Source organism: Granulicella sp. dw_53, assembly GCF_018449545.1.
In the GTDB taxonomy this organism is placed as follows: Bacteria; Acidobacteriota; Terriglobia; order Terriglobales; family Acidobacteriaceae; genus Edaphobacter.
The window spans coordinates 104,212-122,747 of the sequence record NZ_JAAVUR010000015.1; the positions used below are offsets into that span (position 1 = coordinate 104,212).

The window sequence follows — 18,536 nt, forward strand, 5'->3', positions numbered from 1 at the left end:
CCGGCCAAGACCGGGTTGCGTAGGAGTGCATAAGATGGTCAGTAGAAGAAGTTTTGTGGCAGCTGGGTTGAAGGGTACGGCAGCGCTGGGAGCGCTTTCGATGGCGTCTCCTTTGCTGACGGGTTGCGTTCATCACATGGCTCCGCATGCGGGTCTACTGGGCTCTCTAGATGATGTAAAGGGCCGCCGCTCGCTTCGCGCTCATGCACGGAAGAAGGGTCTGCTGTCGGGCTCCGCGGTGCACGTCGACAAGATCTCGACGGACCCAGAGTACGCTCGCGTTTTAAGCGAACAATGCGACATCCTGGTGCCGCATATCGAACTGAAGTGGGTTGGCCTGCGGCCAGCACGAGATCAATTTAACTTCGCGCCAGGAGATGCGCTGCTTGCGTTCGCGGACCGCAACCATATCCACGTTCGAGGCCATACACTTTGCTGGCACGAGTCTGTTCCCGACTGGATCAAGCTACCGGAGAACGCCAAAGACACGCGTCAACTGTTCGTGGAACACATCCGGACGGTGTGCAAACACTTCGCTGGACGCATGCATTCCTGGGATGTGGTGAACGAGGCGATCCTTCCCAAGGATGGGCGAGCCGATGGATTGCGCAAGTCGTTCTGGTTCGAGCAGATGGGGCCTGAATATATTGACCTCGCCTTTCATACTGCGCGGGCAGCCGATCCCCATGCCTTGCTCACTTACAACGACTACGGTGTCGAGTATGACAACGAAGACGATGGCGCACGCAGAAAACAGATCCTTGCCTTACTTCGCGGCATGAAGCAACGCGGGGTTCCGCTGGATGCTTTCGGTATCCAGAGCCATATCAAAGCCGCACAGCCCTACACGATAGGAAAGGGGCTCTCCGAGTTTATGGAGAGCGTTCAGCAGATGGGGCTGCAGATCTACTTGACCGAGCTTGACGTCAATGAAGACGATATCAAGACCGATGATGTGGCTCAGCGAGACGCGGAGATCGCGAAGACCTACCGTCAATTCCTCGATGTCGCGTTAGCGAACCCTGCAGTGAAGCTCGTACTTACATGGGACTTCAGCGATCGCTTTACGTGGTTGAACAACGGTCCAACCCACCAGCGCAAACAGCCCAACAGACCGCAACGCTCGCTTCCGTTTGACCGCGACTATCGGCCTAAAGAGGCTTTCTTCGCCATACGCGATGCCTATGATGCCAGGCGCGTCTGATCCAGTTTAATTTTGCACGAACAGGAGTATCGATGATTCGCAGAGATTTTCTTCGCAACGGAACTACGGGCGCCATTGCTGCTCTGCTGCCTTCGGCTGTGGAGGCTTCTGCGGAGGCGCCGCGACAGGGTGCACCGGCCACACGCTTTGACGTACGAGTATTTGGCGCTGTGGGAGATGGCAAGGCGATCGATACTCCGGCTATCAATCGCGCCATCGAAGCCGCTGCTGCTTCGGGTGGCGGTACGGTGCATTTTCCTGCGGGGGTATATGCGTGCTACACCATTCGTCTGAAGAGCCACGTCTCGTTGTTCCTCGATGCGGGAGCGACGATCCTTGCGGCATCGGTTCCTGATGCAGGCACGACGAGTGGCGGGTACGATGCTGCAGGCCCTCCGCCGGCATGGGCGGCGTACCAGGACTTCGGTCATGCACATTGGCCTAACAGCCTTATCTGGGGCGATGGCCTCGAGAATATCTCCATCAGTGGAACTGGACTGATCTGGGGCAAAGGCCTGAGCCGCGGCGAGGCAAACGAGTTACCCCGAGCTGAGAGTCCTGGAGTCGGGAACAAAGCGATCGCTCTCAAGAACTGCCGGAACGTGAACCTTCGCGACTTCAGCATATTGATGGGCGGGCACTTTGCGATCCTGTTGACCGGAGTAGATAACGTTGTGATCGATGGCCTGACCATCGACACCAACCGCGACGGCGTCGATATCGATTGCTGCCGCAACGTGCGTGTCGCGAACTGCGCCGTCAATTCGCCCTGGGACGACGCGATCTGTCCCAAGAGCTCCTTCGCCCTCGGCTATGCGCGGGTCACGGAGTACGTGACGATCACGAACTGCTATGTGACCGGAGCTTACGAGTACGGCACTATGCTGGATGGCACCTGGAAGGTGCATGCCTACTCCGAGGTGCGCAAGGCGGTGGGACGGATCAAGTGCGGTACGGAGTCCAACGGCGGCTTCAAGAACATCACGATTTCAAACTGCATCCTCGACCGGTGCCGCGGCTTTGCGTTGGAGACAGTCGACGGTGCGCGCATCGAAGACATTACCGTGACGAACATTAGCATGCGTGGCGTGGTTCATTCGCCGATCTTTCTTCGTCTCGGTGCACGAATGCGCGGACCGCAGGGTGTAGGGCTCGGAGTCATGCGGCGCATTCTGCTATCGAACATCACCAGCTCGGGCGCTGTCTCGGAGTACCCTTCTATCATTGCGGGACTGGCGGATGCGCCGATCGAGGATATCAAGATCAGCGACGTTTATCTGCATCAACTCGGAGGCGGCTCAGCGGAGTGGGCTGCGAGGACTCCACCTGAGGCGGCGAAGGCCTACCCTGAGGCAGACATGTTTGGGACTCTTCCCGCCAGTGGGTTCTTCATTCGGCATGCACGCAACCTGGAGTTTACGAACGTGCAGATTGCTACCGAGAAGCCTGATGTGCGTCCCGCGTTCTGGGCCGAGGACGTCGATGGGCTGGATGTCTTCCGATTACGCAGCGCGAGATCCGTCGATGCTTTTCGGCTGCGGAACACACGTTCCTTCCGGACCTTCGGCGCGAGAGATGGCCGTGACCGGACTCTCGATGTCGCAAACGACGAGAAGTTTTGATCTCGGTTCTGGTGCTGGCAAGCTCCATACTATTCTTTGCATCGAACCTTATTCTCAAAAAGAGAGATGGGCCAAGCTGGCTGCTAAACCAGCTTGGCCCATCTTTGTGCAGTTCGCCTTGTTCTATTGCACGGTGACTGTGAGAGGTACGTTGCTGGTGACGTTGTTGGCGGTGACGTTCACATTCATCGTGTACGTTCCAGCGGCAGCTTGCTTGCTGCCGCCATCTCCGCAGCCCAAGATTCCGAGCATTGCAGCCGCTGAGCACACCAGTATCGCGGCGAGAAGGCGCATGTTACGCAACCCGGAACTGCGGCGGCGGAACAGTGCGACCAGCCCGATGCAAGGAAGCGCGAAGGCCCACATGGTGCGATGGGAGTTCGTGGAGTCTGGTGACTGTGGAAGTTGAAGCCCAGCCATGCCGGTTGTCCCGATGGTGATGGTTGCTGTTTGCGATGCCGTCGAAGCCGCGGTGAAGGTAAGGGTTGAGGTGGAGAAGCTGCAGGACATGTGAGAGGGTGGTGTTCCGCAACCAACGGTCACGGTCCCTGTGAACCCGCCTATCGGTTTTACGGTAAGCGTGCTGGTTCCACTTGACCCGCGTGCGATTGTGATGGTGGTGGGGGAGAAGGCGGCTTGGTAGGCAGGCGCCGTAACAATCTGTGTGATGGCTGCGGAGCTCGACGAATTGAATCCGAGAGCTCCCGGGAACGTCGCCGTAATCGTGTGGGTACCTGCCGTGAGTGCCGTTGTGGTGTAAGTGGCCTTGGACGCGGTGGTGCTGGTGGCGGTCAGAGCTCCAGTTCCGATGACGCTTCCGCCATCGAGGAACGTTACTGTGCCGGCGGGTGCGTTGAGACTTGTGCTCGCCGTCACTGTCGCTGTGAAGGTGACCGAGCCGTTGAGATTGGAGCTGAGGTTCGAGGAGTCCAGCGTAGTTGTTGTGAGGAGATCGTTCCTGTTGATGACGACCTGATAGGTCTTCGCGACGCCGTCTTGTGAGGTCACGATGATGTTCAGGGTGTTGTAGCCAATGGTGAGCGGAAGGCCCGCCGAAGCCTGACCGCTGATGATGGCTAGGCCGTTGACGGTGATCTTCGCCTTCGGGTCTTCGGCTGTGGCGGTCACTGTGGTTATTGAAACGCCGCTTGGGACATTGAAGTTGTAGCTGGTCACATCCTGACTGAAGGCCGGGCTGAGAGCTCCTGCGCTTACGCTCAGACCGGTCAATAGGTTTGCATGAGGGAGCGCGGTAAGCCATGGCATCATCGTTGAGAAGCCGCCGTAGTAAGTGGTATAGGTGCCGGCGTTCAGGTAGGGATCCGTGGTGAGCTGGGTATTCGTGGCCGAGTCCAACGCGGTCCCGAAGAGCACACTGTTAGAGAATGTCACGATGTTCTGTGCCTGTGAGGGCTTCAGCGAGTGTCCGCCTCCGCCCATGAAGAGGTCCAGCGCAAGGTTCTGTGGAGCGCCCAGGAACTTGTATACAGGCATCGCGCCTTCGTATCCGATCGCATCTCCTTCTGCGTTATCGGCGTAGTCGTCGTTGGTGTTGTCGATGAGGACGGCGCGGGGTGCGATGGCCGCGATCTCCTCGTGGTGGTCGAACGGCATCCTGCCTCCATAGCCCCACGTATCGGTCTTGTACATACGCGGCTCTACTGCGGCGGGGACGATATCGTTCAGGAAGCGCCGGATCATCTCGTTGGAGTTGTGGGTCTGGTGACGGACGTGATCGCCCATGGCCTCCGCTCCGGGCGACGTGCCCCAGGGGTAGACGTTTCCAAATGGCGCCTGCCGAAAGGGGGTGTTGCCGAAGGAGTCGTAACGGTAGGGCGCCGCGCCGCCGCTTCCAGAGCCGCCGGGAGCAGTGACCAGAAAGCGGCTGTCGAGAAGTCCAGCCACCAGCGATGCCTTGCCGTAACGCGAGAAGCCGGTGACGACGAGCTTGTTCAAGTTGAGTAGATTCGCATAGGAGGGATCGTTTGCCGCGAGGTACTGCAGGGCGTCGACCCCACGGCTGGCACCCCATGCCCAGGCGAGTAGGACGCCCCGGTCGTCTCCAGCGGTGTCGAGGGCGTAAGGGTAAAGTTTGAAGAAAGCTCCGGTGTGGTTGCCGTCGTCACTGGCGACACCCGGGAGGCCGAAGGAAGGGAAGTCCGAGGTTGGAATACTGAGCACAGCGTATCCGCCGCTGAGGAACGCCGAGTTGGGTGGAGCGAATAAGGGAGAAGAAGCGAAGTCTTCCTCCACGATGACGGGATAAGGTGGCTGTCCGGTGGTCGGAAGATAGAGGACTGGGGTGAAAGACGCGGACCTGTTGTTGTCCTGGATGGTTAGGGCAATGGACTTGTAGGCGAGCGCCCCGCTTGTCTGGCTTGTGGAGACGGCGGTGAGCGATTTGGGTGCCGGCGGCATGTAGCCGAACTCGTAGTACTGGGCGAGATCGATGATCTCGGCGCTTCGCTTATTCCAATCTGCAAGGTTTTTGACCTTGGTTCCGTCGAAGAAGGTGAATGGATCAGGCAGGTTGTTGACCGTTGGCAGGTCGTAGGGATCGGGGTATTTCCCAGTTCTGCGGAGACCGCGGAGAGCGGCGTCGAGCGCTAGATTGGCGGTATCGATCTGGGCCTGAGTAGTAGCGGTCGTCTGGACATTGGTTGCGTCCGTGAGCGCTTTGTTAAGCGCCGTCTCATCCTTCCATACGCCGCGAACGAGGGCGTTCGCCTTGGCGACGTTGATGTTCAGCATATATGTGTTCAACTGCATGGCACTGGCGCCGTCATAGCCGGCGAGAACGACATCGCCCCACATGGTGTTGCTGTCCGTTCCTTTGTTGGCTCCGCTGCTCCAAAAGAGTTGATACTGGTTCGTATTGGTCGTCTTAGAGGCGGCAAAGATGGCGAAGTCCATCCCGATCTTCGTGTCGTTTACCAGAGGACGATCGCCGATGTACCAGGCGATCTCGATGGTGTAGCCGGTCGGGGTGAGCGCAGCCGCATAGGACTTGAGATGTTGGGACCAGGCGGTGGGATAGATGGTCAACCCGGCGTTGGTGGCATTTCCGGATTGTTGCCCAGCCGCTGTGACGGTTATGGTAGTGTCGTCTTCTTCAAACTTCGGAAACTTGTCATCATATTGATCGACAAAGATCTGGACGCCGGACCGGTTTGTAACGGCCGCGGCCGAGGTGGTGACGTTGGTGTCATTAACCTGGAACAGCAGATACAGAAGCGGACCGTTCCAGACCGCCTGGACAGTCCCGGACGTCTGACAGTCTGTGAGTTGGGTGGTTAGGGTGGGATTCATGCAGATGGCGATGTTGGAGGGAGTGGCACTGTTCCAGGCCGTCTCGGCTACGCCGTCGACAGTGATTGGGGTAGAGGTAAACTGCGCATAGAGTTTTGCGTTCTGCGCCGATGCCTCGACCGCTCCCACCATGCCTATGGTGATGGTTAGTATGATTGCGATGAATCGCAGTTTGTTCACTCTGAGCTCTCCTAAAAGGGAAATCGACAACCAGGGCTATGGGAAGTTAAAAGCGAAGATGAAGATACAGACTGTCGTTCGCAACGGGGAAGAAGGTCTTATCGAATCGGGCGCATTTTTATAGTTCGAGATCGGCGACGTGAGAGACAGATACGGTTCCTGACTGTCAGGAACTGCGAAATCCGGACTTCTGGAGGGTATGGGAACGCTGATCGTCGCGAGTACATGGCCGGAGTTGACTACAGCCGCCGCAGAAGGCACCGTTTCGTCGAGGGGAGCTGTGAGGATTAGGTCCTGGGCGAGAGGCTAAGGGAGGTTGGGTAGATGAGATTTTGTTCTGGAAGTCTCTCGACCTTCAGCAGCAATTTCGAGTGCCATTGATGCGCCCTAACGAGCGTCCGTCTTCGGGAATTGATTTGTGATGGCAGTCAGGCTGTCCGTCGCCGCTGCAGGAGGTAATGCAGCGGGATGCCTAACAGGATGATCGTTGTGCCGATGAGGGAGTTGCGGGGCTGGTCGGCGAAGGAGAAGACCAGGAGTATCAGCGCTGCCAGGATGAAGAGCGCCGGAACGACGGGGTATCCCCAGACGCTGTAGGGGCGGGTCGCCCTTTCTGCGGCGGTCTCGCGGCGGCGGAAGACGAAGACGGAGGCGGTGACCGCGCCGTAGAAGAGCCACTCGGAGAAGATGGCCAGCGAGAAGAGGCCTTGAAAGGTATTGATGAGCAGTAGGAGGACCGAGGAGAGAGTGGCTTGAAGGATCAGGGCTCGGGAGGGTGTCTTGAAGCGGGGGTGGACGTAGGCGAGGCCGCGAAAGAAGAGGCCGTCGCGAGCTGCGGCGAAGGGAATGCGGGCTCCGGTGAGGGAGGAGCCGATGAAGGTCGAGCCGTAGGAGATAGCCAGGCCGATCGAGAACAGCCACGCTGCGGCGGGACCTGCGCTGAGGAGGATGGCGTTGACGGCGGGGCGGTCTGCGTGGGCGATGGCGGTCGCGGGCAGGACGTATTGGATTGCGGCGTTGGTCATCATGTAGAGCACGCCGACGATGCTGACTCCGCCGATGAGGGCGAAGGGCAGGCTGCGCTGCGGGTTCTGGATCTCGCCGGCGGTGTGAGTAACGTCGGACCAGCCGTCGTAGGCCCAGAGGGCAGCGATGAGGGCGACCATGAATCCGGAGAAGCCGCCGCGCGTTCCCGCGTAGTGTGTGGAGAAGTTGGCGGTGGTGCCGTGGCCGCCGAAGAAGCACAGTCCAACGACGGTAAGGACCATCGCTACTTTCAGACCCATCAGGACGCGTTGGGTGTTGCCGGCTTTGCGTGTGCCGAGGATGTTGAGGCCAGTGATGAGCCAGACGAAGGCGATGGCGACGAGTTGACCGTAGACGACGTGGGGCACGACGGTGCCGGAGAGAAACGAGAAGGCGGAGAAGTTTCCCAACACGCGGACGACGCCCGATGCGATGGACGCGATGGAGGAGGGTTTGGCGATGGTGACCTGCGTCCACATGAAGACGAAGGCAGTCAGGTCTCCGTAAGCTTCGCGCAGGAAGGCATACTCGCCGCCATACTTCGGGCGGGAGGAGGCGATCTCGGCGTAGGTCATGGCACCGAAGAGGGAGAGCAGACCGCCGACGATCCAGACGGCGTAGACCGTGACGGAGGAGCCTACGGCGGCCATCATCTCGCGAGGCACCAGAAAGATGCCGCTGCCGATGATGATGCCGACCACGATGGAGGTCGCGTGAGAGGCGTTCAGGACGCGGGGAAGTTCGTGCGCTTCGTCGAGCTGGGCCATGGTGGTCTGAGGCAGGTTAGCACATGGCCTGTTTTTCCCATCGGACGGCTAGATATACATCTTGAACGAGAGCCAATCGTCGAGGACGTTTTTTATGCGGCCACGGACGAGGTAGATGTTGCGGTGTTCAAAGGGCATAGAGTAAGTCGTCCCCATCTGTCCGACGACCTCGACGGAGCGGTAGAACTTGCGCATCTCTTCTGGCTTTGCACCGTTGATGACGATCATGAGCTCTCCTGTCGCATCGCCCGGTCCCCAGAGGTAGTAGCTGTTGTGGCCGCTGATCGTTGTGGGAAGGTTCTGGCCGAGGAAGTCGACGGCGCTGGCTTCGCCGTAGTTCGAGCAGTAGATGCTGACGATCTTTTGATCGGCGGGAGAGAGCGCTTGATAGACGCGGGTGACCTGATCCACCTCCTCCTGCCAGCCAAAGCGGTCGGCGTAGAACTGCGGCAAGGGGCCGCTGGACGCGTTCTCTGTGTTGCCCTCCGTATCGTAGAGGTGGGTTGCTTTGGTATAAGCCAGCCACGTATCGGGACGCAACACAGGGATTGCCATCGGCAGAATAAGCGCTCCTGTTAACAAGAGCGCAGACTCCAGGATGGGGAAGGCAAAGACCCGGTCGTCCGCGACGGCACGGCGTGAGGCGAATCTCCTCTCCCAGGCGATACCCCCTGCGGCGAAGAGGATGGGGTAGACCGGAGCAACGTAGTAGTCCTTGGCATGCAGGGCCATCATTCCTACGAGGAAGAAAAGAAACATTAGGCCAAGCCAGCGCCAGCTCTTTGCCAGCGGATTTCGCAGCAGCCAGATAAGTCCGGCGCCCCAGATGAGGAGGGTGACGGGATGGAGGTTGAGGATCTGCTTGCCAAGAAAGGGGATCGGCGCGAGCTTGATGTTCTTGTTCTCGACCTGCCCATTGTGGAGAAACTCAAGCGTCGGCCAGTGGTTGTGGATCTGCCAGAGGAGATTGGGCAGCGCGATAAGGATCAGAAGTGCGACTCCAGCAGCGGCCCACCGGCTGGCTAGCAGACGGCGCTGCGGAGTCAGGAGCAGGGCGACTAAAAGCGCGACAAGGAAGAAGGTCATGGATGGCTTGTTCAGCAAGCCAAGTCCGCCGGAGAGCCCGAAGAGCAGCCAGTAGCGGTTGTCTCCAGCACGAACGATCAGAATCAGGGCGAGCAGGCAGGTCATCCAGAAGAAGGACTCCATAGAGTTCATGGAGAGGAAGCTATCTGTGCCTAGATACTGTGGAGCAACCAGAACCCCGATCATCGCCAGCGCCTGTGCGGGACGGCGTCCGCCCAGCGCCCATGCGAGCATTCCCGTAAGAAACACCCTTCCCGCGCCACCCACTGCGGAGAGCATGCGGATTCCAGCCAGCGACTTTCCGAAGAGAGCCAGGGCCAGATTGGCTTGAATGGCGACTCCAGGGCCGTGGTCGACGTACCCCCAGGCGAAGTGCCGTCCGCAGAGGATGTAGTACATCTCGTCACGGAAGTAGCCGTAGCCGAGGTGCGCCTGCCAGAGGTTCGTTACGATATGGAATACCAGCTTGAAGGCGCTGAAGAGAAAGGCAAGTCGTAGCGCGGCTGAGAGCGTCGGATCTGCCGGTCGAACTACGGTCGTGCGGGTTCCGGGCATTTGCTGAGTCTCCATGGGGTTAGCATGGCATACGGTGACAGGCAGCCTACAGTTCCACGGTTATAGATAGAATTTATTTATTCCCATTAAGTTTGCATCTCAGAGTATGTCTCGGCGCAGCGACGGCTACACGGGCGACAGAGCGGTGGGTTTTCAAACGTATCTCAGGATCGGAGCAAAAGTATGGACTGGAACTCGGGTGGAATGAGTGACGATGTAGAGGATCGGCGCAGCGATTCGGGCGGCGGTGGATTCAATTTTGGCGGAGGCGGTCTCGGAATCGTCGGTTTCGTCGTCTTGATCCTGATTAGCCTGGTGACGGGACGGAACTACATCGGCAGCTACCTCTCCGGGGGCGGAGCCGCGCCGCAGACACGTTCAGCACCGGCGCAGAGTGGTGGCCGATTGTCGGAGTCTGCCGAGGAGGATCGCTCCGCGCATCTCGTGTCCTTCGTGCTGGACGATGTTCAGAAGACGTGGCCAGCGATTCTCGCGGAACAAAACGTGCGTTACCGGAAGGCAAAGCTGGTGCTCTTCCGGGGAAGAACCTACTCGGGTTGCGGGACCGCGCAGGCGGCGACGGGACCCTTCTATTGTCCGGCGGACGAGAAGGTCTACATCGACCTAAGTTTCTGGGACGAACTGGCCAAGCTCGGAGGCGGAAGGAGCGAGTTCGCGCAGGCCTACGTGGTGGCGCATGAGTTAGGACATCATGTGCAGAAGATCCTCGGCATCGAGTCGCAGGTGCGGCGGCTGAGCAGCCAGGATCCCGCACAGCGCAATCATCTCTCCGTAGATCTGGAGTTGCAGGCAGACTGCTTTGCCGGAGTATGGGCGCACAGCACGGAGGAGCGGAAGATCGTGCACGAGTCCGACATCGACGCGGGCCTGAAGGCCGCGGCCGCGGTAGGAGACGACCATATCCAACGGATGTCGCGTGGCACTGTGAGCCCGGAGAGCTTTACTCACGGCACAAGCGCGCAGCGACAGATGTGGTTCCGCCGAGGGCTTGAGGGTGGGACTGTGGCAAATTGCAATACCTTCAAGGCAGGCGGCAGTGCTTCGAGCGACGACGCTCAGTAGGAGCTATTGCAATACGGTCAACGTCTCGTTCGCCTTCGCAACGTCTCCGTCGAAGTACCTGCGAATCTTCTCCGCAGTAGCCGCATTGACCACTGCCGTCAGCGCGTCCGGCGGAGCCTGACGGATACCGCGCAGGCTGCCGAAGTGCTCCAGCAGGCGTTGCCGCGTGCGCGGACCGACGCCGGGGATGGCGAGTAGCTCGCTGTCGCGGTCCCGCATCTCGCGGCGCTTGCGATGGTAGGTGACGGCGAAGCGGTGGCTCTCGTCTCGAATCTTTTGCATCAGGTGCAGTACAGGAGAGCGGCGATCGAGCACGACGGGGTCGTCCTCCTGCCCATGGACGTAGATGATCTCCTCGCGCTTGGCGATGCTGGCGAGCGGCTGCAAGGTGACGCCGATCTCTTCGAGCGCCGCGTAGGCCGCGTGCAACTGCCCGAGTCCGCCATCGATCAGGATGAGGGAGGGGAAGGGCTTCTTATCTTCCTGCAAACGCTTATAGCGGCGCTGGATCACCTCGCGCATGCTGGCGAAGTCGTCGACTCCCGTGACGGTTCTTACCTGGAACTTGCGGTAGTCGGCCTTCTTCATGGCGCCGTCCTCCCAGACGACCATGGAGGCGACTGTCTCCGCGCCCTGGATGTGCGAGATGTCGAAGCACTCGATGCGACGGGGCAGCTCCTCCAGCGTGAGGGCCTCTTGCAGTGACTCCTGAATGGCCTTGATGCTTGGTTGGAGAACGCGGAAGCGCTGGTCGTACGATTGCTTGGCGTTCTGGCAGACGAGGTCGACGAGCGACCGCTTCTCTCCCCGTTGCGGTGCGGCGATCTCGATCCGGTGGCCGGCGCGTTCGGTCAGCAGCTCGGCGAGAAGGGCGCGGTCGGGGAAGTCCACCGGCACCAGGATCGATCGTGGTACGTAACTCTGATCGAGGTAGAGCTGTTTGACCAGCGCGGAGAAGAAGGCAGCCGGAGAGAATGCGCCGTTGAGCTCCGTGAGGCCAGAGTGCTGCGTGACGGGGACGTCTTCCGCGACCTCGGGGGCAGGCTGCGAGGGGTCCGGTTCAAGACGCGGTACGGACTCGACCGCGGTCCCGCCCTCGGTGCCCTCATTCAAACGAGTCGAGAGTGACTCGGGCAGCTCCTCCCAGAAGAAGTCGCGGCGGTCGACGATCTTGCCTCCACGCATGTGGAAGAGGTTCACGGCCAGCATGTCATTCTCGTAGTGGAAGCCGAAGACATCGGCGTCTTCGTTGTCGGTGGTCGCGATGCGCTGCTTGTCCTGCATCTGGTGGACGGTGACGACCTGGTCGCGTAGTTTTGCGGCGAGCTCGAACTGCTCGTTTTGAGCCGCTGCCGCCATGCGCTTGGTCAGCAGTGATTCGAGCTCTCCGGTGCGGCCTTCGAGGAAGAGCTGCACATCGCGAATGGTCTCTTTGTAGACCTCGGGAGTCGTCAGCCCCTCGACGCAAGGCCCGAGGCAGCGCTTGATGTAGTACTGCAGGCAGGCGCGCGGATGGTAGCGTGAGAGGTCGACCTTACAGCTTGGGATGAGGAAGCTGCGATGGATAAGGTCGACGAGACGATAAGCCAGGTTGCCGGGGAAGTACGGGCCGAAGTACTGACCTCCGTCCTTGCGGAGCTTTCGCGTGACGAAGACCTTGGGGTAGCGGTCGCCCATGGTGAGCTTGATGTAGGGATAGGTCTTGTCGTCGCGCAGCAGGATGTTGAAGCGGGGCTTGCGCTGCTTGATGAGGTTGTTTTCAAGCGCCAACGCCTCGCGCTCGTTGTCGACGGTGATGTACTCGAGGTCGACCGCCTCGCGCATGAGGGAGCCGGTCTTGGCGTTAGCCTGCGAGGCTTCGAGGAAGTAGGAGCGCACCCTAGCCCGCAGATTCTTCGCCTTACCGACGTAGATGACCTCTCCCTCCGCGTTCTTATAGAGGTAGCAACCCGGTTGGGTGGGGAGCGTGCGTATTTTCTCGAGCAGATCCATGTAGCTGGCAGCGCCAAGGGGGAAGGCGTATTCCTAGTTTAGTTCGTTAGGCTTATGTGCAGAATGAGTGAGTTACGGATTAGGAGTCTTCCAACGAGATCCGGTAGATTTGACTCTATAGTCCCCCAAAAGTTCCGAGCCGTTTTAGTCCCGAAACGGCGCAAATCTTTGCAAATTCCCGTAGATCCAACAATGCAAAGCACTTAAGTCGACCTTTTGTTTGGCATGGAAATTGCATCACCAGAAGCGTTGCAAGAGACAGCTTTTTATTGGAAGTCCATTGAAAGAACGGTTTTATAAGGAGATGACGCGATGAATCCCAGTATGATCCAAGCTCCAAATCAAAGTAGGGAGTCGGTTGTCCATCGAGCGATTACGGCGGCAGGTACTGTCCTCGCAGGCAGTCTTGTGCTGGCACTTACGGTAGGTTGCTCGACGAAGAATTATGTGAAGTCCCAAACGACCCCGATCATCCAGCAGACCAATGAACTGGATACCAAGACAGCGGCGGATCACAGGAACATCGTAGATACGGATCAGCGTGCTCAGAGCGGCATCGCTGGAGCACAAAGTGCAGCGAGCACTGCGGATCAGCATGCCCTCGCGGCAGGACAGGCTGCTAATACCGCCAATCAATCGGCCCAGGAGGCATATAACCGGGTCGATAGCCTAAGCGGTGTCGTCGCCAACTTGGATAACTACAAGCCCCTGGCGGAGGTGAATGTAACCTTCGGCTTCGACAAATCGGTTCTAACTGCCGCTGACCGCAAGCAGCTCGACGACCTCGCCACGACGGTGCAGTCCGCACGCGGTTACATCCTGCAAGTAACTGGTGGCACGGACTCTACGGGCGACGCGAACTATAACTATCAGTTGAGCCAGCGCCGTGCCGATGCCGTCGTGAACTATCTCGCGACTAAGTACAACATCCCGCCGCATAAGTTTTATCTGGTAGGTATCGGAAAGGATCAGCAGGTAGCAAGTGATCGCACCGCCGCAGGCCGTGCCCAGAATCGCCGTGTGGAGATCAAGCTGCTCTCGAATCAAACCTCGGGCAATGGTACGACGGCTCGTAGTGGTCAACCGAGCGGTATGTAGTTTTACTTAGCCTCCAACCAGTTACAACAAAGCCTGCCAGTCTGATCTTTCAGATGGCAGGCTTTTTATTTGTAACTCGAGCTAAGCCTCATCTTGAGATAGACCAATCCCATGATGGCCGATGCAAGAATCACCCACAAAAACTGATACCAGTAGAAGAACGGAAACCCAAAGAGCGCAGGTGTCGACCGCGCATAGATCTGCGGGAAGAGCAGGGCAACATACGGCAACACCAGCGGAGCCAACCACCACTTAGTTCCCCGTGCTTTCTTCACCGGTTGCTCCATGCTTGCTTCTCCTGAACTGTTTCTTTGAAGAGAATACTGGAAATTCGACTTAGTGAGGGAATATCTGCACGGCCCGATTTCGGACGGTTGTCGGGTAAAGTTAACGAATGGCACCTCGCTCTCCAGAGCACCTCGTCTCGTCCGATCCAGCTACGGAGCCTCCCGGAGCCCCCAGCGAATCGGCGCGTCAGGCCGCTGCGCCCCTTGCGGAAGCCGTTACGATCATGGCTCGCCTGCGCGGGCCCGATGGCTGCCCGTGGGACAGGGAGCAGAGCTTCGACTCGATCAAGAAGCACACGCTGGAGGAGACCTACGAGGTCTTCGACGCGATCGAGCGCCGGGCCTGGCCGGATCTTCGTGACGAACTTGGCGATTTGCTGCTTCAGGTGCTCTTCTACGCGCAGATGGCCGACGAGGCGGGTTACTTTACACTAGCTGACGTCGCGGCTGGGTTGAACGCCAAGCTCATCCGTCGTCACCCGCACATCTTTGCCGGAGAGGAAGTGAGCGATTCTGCCACCGTTCTACGCAATTGGGAGCAGATCAAACGCGCAGAGAAAGTCTCCGCTGCCGACACGCAAACCTCCATGCTGGACGATGTCCCCCGATCCATGCCTGCCTTGTTGGAGGCGTCGAAGCTCGGTTCACGGGCAGCAAAGGTAGGCTTCGACTGGCCGGACGCAGCAGGGCTCTTCGAGAAGTTGCAGGAGGAGATCGGAGAATTAAAGGCCGAACTTCCGGCCTCCGCCGAATCGAAGAGCACAGTATCGAACGCAGCGATCGAGGAGGAGTTAGGGGATGTACTGTTCACGGCGGTCAATCTTGCACGGCATCTGAAGGTCGACCCGGAGTCCGCGCTTCGTGCTGCGAACGCGAAGTTCCGCAAACGCTTCGCCACCATGGAGTTCGCTGGAGGCGGTCGAGAGGGCCTCGAAGCGCTCTCCCCACCGGATCTGGAAGCGTTGTGGAACGAAGCCAAGTTGAAGGAACGCGAGAGCATGAACAAGCTTGAGGAGCAAAGGCCATGAGTATGCAGCAAACGCCAGTGGTGCAGGAACACGCGGAGCAGAGGGACGAAACACCTTCGATTCGCATCGCTTCTCTGCACGATCTGGCACAGTTTCAGATCTGTGTGGATCTCCAGGTCGCAGTCTGGGGATACAGCGAAGGAGACGTAATTCCGCGGCGGGTATTTTTGCTGGCTGACCGTATCGGTGGACAGGTCTTAGGTGCCTTCGACGGCGAAAAGATCGTCGGATTTGCCATGGGTCTGCCGGGATATCGCAACGGTCAGCCCTACCTCCACTCGCATATGCTGGCAGTGTTACCGGAGTACCGTAACCTGGGCCTCGGGCGCCGTTTGAAGCTCGCCCAACGCGACGATGCCCTGGCCCGTGGCTTCGAGTTGATGGAGTGGACCTTCGATCCCTTGGAGATCAAGAACGCTCACCTGAACATCGCCCGTCTGGGCGCGATCTCCCGCCGTTACAAACCCGACTTCTATGGCCCATCCTCTTCGCCGCTGCAGGGCGGTCTGCCGACCGACCGGCTCTACGCCGAATGGTGGCTGCGTTCTCCCCGCGTGACGCGAATCCTGAACGAAACCGGGCCCGAGCAGCAAACCCAGGCGATTTCGGAGGAGGTCATCGTCCCGCACGAGTTATACCAGTGGAAACAAGCGGAGGCGACTCGAAATCTGGCCAGCGCCCGCCAGCTTGCGAACCGCGAAGCGCTGCAGTCTGCCTTCAGCCGCGGGCTTGCCATTGTAGGCTACCGCCGTGAAAGCAATGGAGATGGGCATTTTCTCTTGGGTACTATCGATTCGGCGGAGATCGCTCCAAACGTAGCGGACATCCTCCCTTAGCAGGTAAAATGTCTCTAATCGTTTATTTCCAGTTGAATACTTCTTGTGGGTTCGCGGTACGATGTTCTGGCGCTCTGCCTTAATCCCCATCGCCACGCCTGCACATTACCCGGACAGGAAACCGCACATGCTCAAGATCGATGCCATCCACCTGCGCGAAATCAACATGCCCCTGGCGTACCCATTTGAGACCAGCTTCGGGCTCACCACGGGGAGACGCATCCTGCTGATTGAGCTGGAGTCCGATGGTCTGACGGCTTGGGGCGAGTGTGTCGCCGGGGAACACCCCTACTTTAGCGACGAGATGATCGACACCGCCTGGATCATCACCGAGACCGAGCTTGCCCCGCGCCTGCTGGAGGCTGAGCTCTCCGGCGGAGGGAGTTGTCCGGATCTCTTCAAGCCCGTCCGTGGCCACCGCATGGCCAAGGCGGCGATCGAAAATGCAGTCTGGGACCTCGAGGCGCAGCTAGAGGGCGTTGCTCTCTCTGAGTTGCTGGGAGGAACGCGCAAGGTGATTCCCTGTGGCGTCTCGATCGGAATCCAGCCCTCGCTGGAGCAGTTGTTGGACAAGATCGCCACCGAACTGGACGCCGGCTACCAGCGCATCAAATTGAAGTGCAAACACGGCTGGGATACGCGCATCTTCGAGGCAGTCCGCGCACGCTGGCCGGAGATCCTGCTGAGCTGCGACGCCAACTCCGCGTACCGGATGAGAGACTTCGACCACATCGCCAGTTGGGATCAGTTCAACCTGTTGATGATCGAGCAGCCGCTCTGGTACGACGACTTCTACTTTCACGCCATGCTACAGAAGCAGATCGAGACCGCGATCTGCCTGGACGAATCGATCCGCAACCGCCGCGACGCGCTGGCTGCCATTGATATGGAGTCCTGCCGCATCATCAACATCAAGGTAGGCCGCGTAGGAGGCTTCAGCGAGGCCATAGCAGTCCATAACGCGGCGGCAGAGCGCGGCATCCCTGTATGGTGCGGTGGCATGTTGGAGACCGGCATCGGGCGCGCTCACAATATCGCTCTCTCCTCGCTGCCGAACTTCTCGCTTCCAGGCGATGTCTCCGCCTCCAGCCGTTACTGGGCACAGGACATCGTCGATCCCCCAATTACGGTGAGCGCCAAGGGTGAGATCCTCGTCCCAACCACCTCTGGCTCCGGCTACCCCATCCTGAAGGATCGCATCGAGTCTCTGACCGTGCGGCGCACCTCGCTGCACGCCAAGGCCCGCGTCACGGTCTAAATCGTGAAGCCGAGACAGCCTAGCGCGTCGGCAAAGGCGTGTTGAGTAACATTCGAACCGCATCTTGATAACTGAGCGGTGGCAGCCTCTGGAAGGCAGACGCATCCACATTAGCGCGAACGTTCAGCGTCTTCACCATCAAAGCGCGTACCGTTACCTGCTCGATAAAGTGCGTGAAGATCCACCGCCCCCCACCTGCATCCGTCTGTTCGAGCACCAGCTTGCCCCCCGGATAGATATGGGCCAGCATCCCCCAGCCAAAGTTCACGCCTTGGAAGATGGTTCCCTCCATCCGAACCAGTTGCCGGGTCTTCGCGTCGATCCACATCCTGCCCCTGAGCCCGGTCAGCGCAGCGGAGGTCGTCGTCGGAGGCTTCCAATGTGGATTGGGTTCATAGTCCATCACAATCTCCACCGCTCCATGATTTGCCCCGGACTGCGGTTGATCCGGAGTATAGGTATAGATCATGGCATCGGGCAGCAGCCGGATCATGGAGTCCGCAAGCTTTCGGCCCGACTCTTCGTTCTTGACGTGTTTGAAATAGTCCGACGGCGAAATGATCATGGAGTTCAGCCGGTCGCGCTCAGCCTTGTCCTCATCCTCTGTAAGGGCTCGGCCGCTTTTCAAGACCAGCCTGGCAACACTTCCATCTTTGCTTTCGATGACGTCGCGTTCCAGCTCCCCTTTGTCGTCGCGAACATGCATTCGATAACGTAAATAGGAGTCGCGATGATGCAGGTCGATCAGCTCATTCGCGGCCGCATCGACGACCCAGCTACGAGGCTCTACCGCCAGATCGGCGGAGTTACTTGGAGCCTGCGCGGCACGCGCGACGAGTTCTCTGTTGGAAGGAATGACCGTAAGCGCGGAGAGAATGGATACCCCGACGCACCAACTCCGCAGCCGCCAAGAAGACAGAGTACGTGCGCTAATAGAACTGCTGAGTTGGCTCTCCCGGCGTCCCGCAGGAATCCGCCTCGAGCCGCCGTCTTTTTCCCCGCCGCAATGAAACAGAACCGGAACCTCCTGTCTCGCATTTTGCATTTCGATTGCCCAATTGAGACAGCGTACTGCTAGGGTAAGACGTACGCCGACGCGCCAAAGTTTGCCGCCTCGCCACAATGCCTCTGCGTTTGCCTTGCGGCGGAGGCTTGCGTATAGTTCGGGCAAGACGCACCAAATCAGATTCACATCACCGGGAGAA

13 protein-coding genes are annotated in these 18,536 nt (G+C 59.0%); 7 read left to right on the forward strand and 6 right to left on the reverse strand.

Going from position 1 to position 18,536, the window contains the following annotated elements; genetic code table 11:
• The first annotated feature begins 34 nt into the window (after positions 1-34).
• Positions 35-1,204, forward strand: coding sequence for an endo-1,4-beta-xylanase (locus HB393_RS20295; protein WP_213807024.1), 1,170 nt, complete (start codon positions 35-37; stop codon positions 1,202-1,204).
• A gap of 32 nt (positions 1,205-1,236) precedes the next feature.
• Positions 1,237-2,826 carry a glycoside hydrolase family 28 protein gene (locus HB393_RS20300; protein ID WP_213807025.1) on the forward strand — a complete coding sequence of 530 codons (1,590 nt, stop codon included), beginning with the start codon at positions 1,237-1,239 and terminating at the stop codon, positions 2,824-2,826.
• Positions 2,827-2,949: 123 nt separating this feature from the next.
• Here HB393_RS20300 and HB393_RS20305 read toward each other — a convergent pair whose 3' ends face one another.
• The 3 genes from HB393_RS20305 to HB393_RS20315 form a co-directional block, all read right to left on the reverse strand.
• Positions 2,950-6,315 (reverse strand): sugar-binding protein, encoded by a 3,366-nt coding sequence (locus HB393_RS20305; protein WP_213807026.1) that lies wholly within the window; start codon positions 6,313-6,315, stop codon positions 2,950-2,952.
• Between the two features lie 428 nt (positions 6,316-6,743).
• Entirely contained in the window at positions 6,744-8,108 is a 1,365-nt protein-coding gene (locus HB393_RS20310; protein WP_213807027.1) for an APC family permease, read from the reverse strand.
• 48 nt (positions 8,109-8,156) lie between these two features.
• Entirely contained in the window at positions 8,157-9,749 is a 1,593-nt protein-coding gene (locus tag HB393_RS20315) for a glycosyltransferase family 39 protein (protein ID WP_213807028.1), read from the reverse strand.
• 183 nt (positions 9,750-9,932) lie between these two features.
• On the opposite strand from HB393_RS20315, the gene HB393_RS20320 reads away from it, so the two are divergent.
• Positions 9,933-10,832, forward strand: coding sequence for a neutral zinc metallopeptidase (locus HB393_RS20320; protein WP_213807029.1), 900 nt, complete (start codon positions 9,933-9,935; stop codon positions 10,830-10,832).
• 3 nt (positions 10,833-10,835) lie between these two features.
• On the opposite strand, the gene uvrC is transcribed toward HB393_RS20320, so the two are convergent.
• Positions 10,836-12,824, reverse strand: coding sequence for an excinuclease ABC subunit UvrC (uvrC, locus tag HB393_RS20325; protein WP_213807030.1), 1,989 nt, complete (start codon positions 12,822-12,824; stop codon positions 10,836-10,838).
• Positions 12,825-13,136: 312 nt separating this feature from the next.
• Between uvrC and HB393_RS20330 the strand changes: the two genes are divergently transcribed.
• Entirely contained in the window at positions 13,137-13,922 is a 786-nt protein-coding gene (locus tag HB393_RS20330; RefSeq protein ID WP_213807031.1) for an OmpA family protein, read from the forward strand.
• A 65-nt stretch (positions 13,923-13,987) separates the two neighbouring features.
• Here the strand turns inward: HB393_RS20330 and HB393_RS20335 are convergent, their stop codons facing one another.
• The gene (locus tag HB393_RS20335) at positions 13,988-14,197 is read right to left on the reverse strand and encodes a DUF3311 domain-containing protein (RefSeq protein WP_345945342.1); all 210 of its coding nucleotides are present in this window, start codon (positions 14,195-14,197) and stop codon (positions 13,988-13,990) included.
• Positions 14,198-14,316: 119 nt separating this feature from the next.
• Between HB393_RS20335 and mazG the strand changes: the two genes are divergently transcribed.
• The 3 genes from mazG (at position 14,317) to menC (ending at position 17,331) form a co-directional block, all read left to right on the forward strand.
• Positions 14,317-15,237, forward strand: coding sequence for a nucleoside triphosphate pyrophosphohydrolase (mazG, locus tag HB393_RS20340; protein ID WP_255551406.1), 921 nt, complete (start codon positions 14,317-14,319; stop codon positions 15,235-15,237).
• Positions 15,234-16,073, forward strand: coding sequence for a GNAT family N-acetyltransferase (locus HB393_RS20345; RefSeq protein WP_255551407.1), 840 nt, complete (start codon positions 15,234-15,236; stop codon positions 16,071-16,073). The genes mazG and HB393_RS20345 overlap by 4 nt, the downstream gene beginning before the upstream one ends.
• Before the next feature lie 127 nt (positions 16,074-16,200).
• Entirely contained in the window at positions 16,201-17,331 is a 1,131-nt protein-coding gene (gene menC / locus HB393_RS20350) for an o-succinylbenzoate synthase (RefSeq protein ID WP_213807033.1), read from the forward strand.
• A gap of 19 nt (positions 17,332-17,350) precedes the next feature.
• Here the strand turns inward: menC and HB393_RS20355 are convergent, their stop codons facing one another.
• A complete protein-coding gene (locus tag HB393_RS20355; protein WP_213807034.1) occupies positions 17,351-18,376 on the reverse strand; it encodes a hypothetical protein in 1,026 nt (341 codons plus the stop codon).
• Between the last annotated feature and the right edge of the window lie 160 nt (positions 18,377-18,536).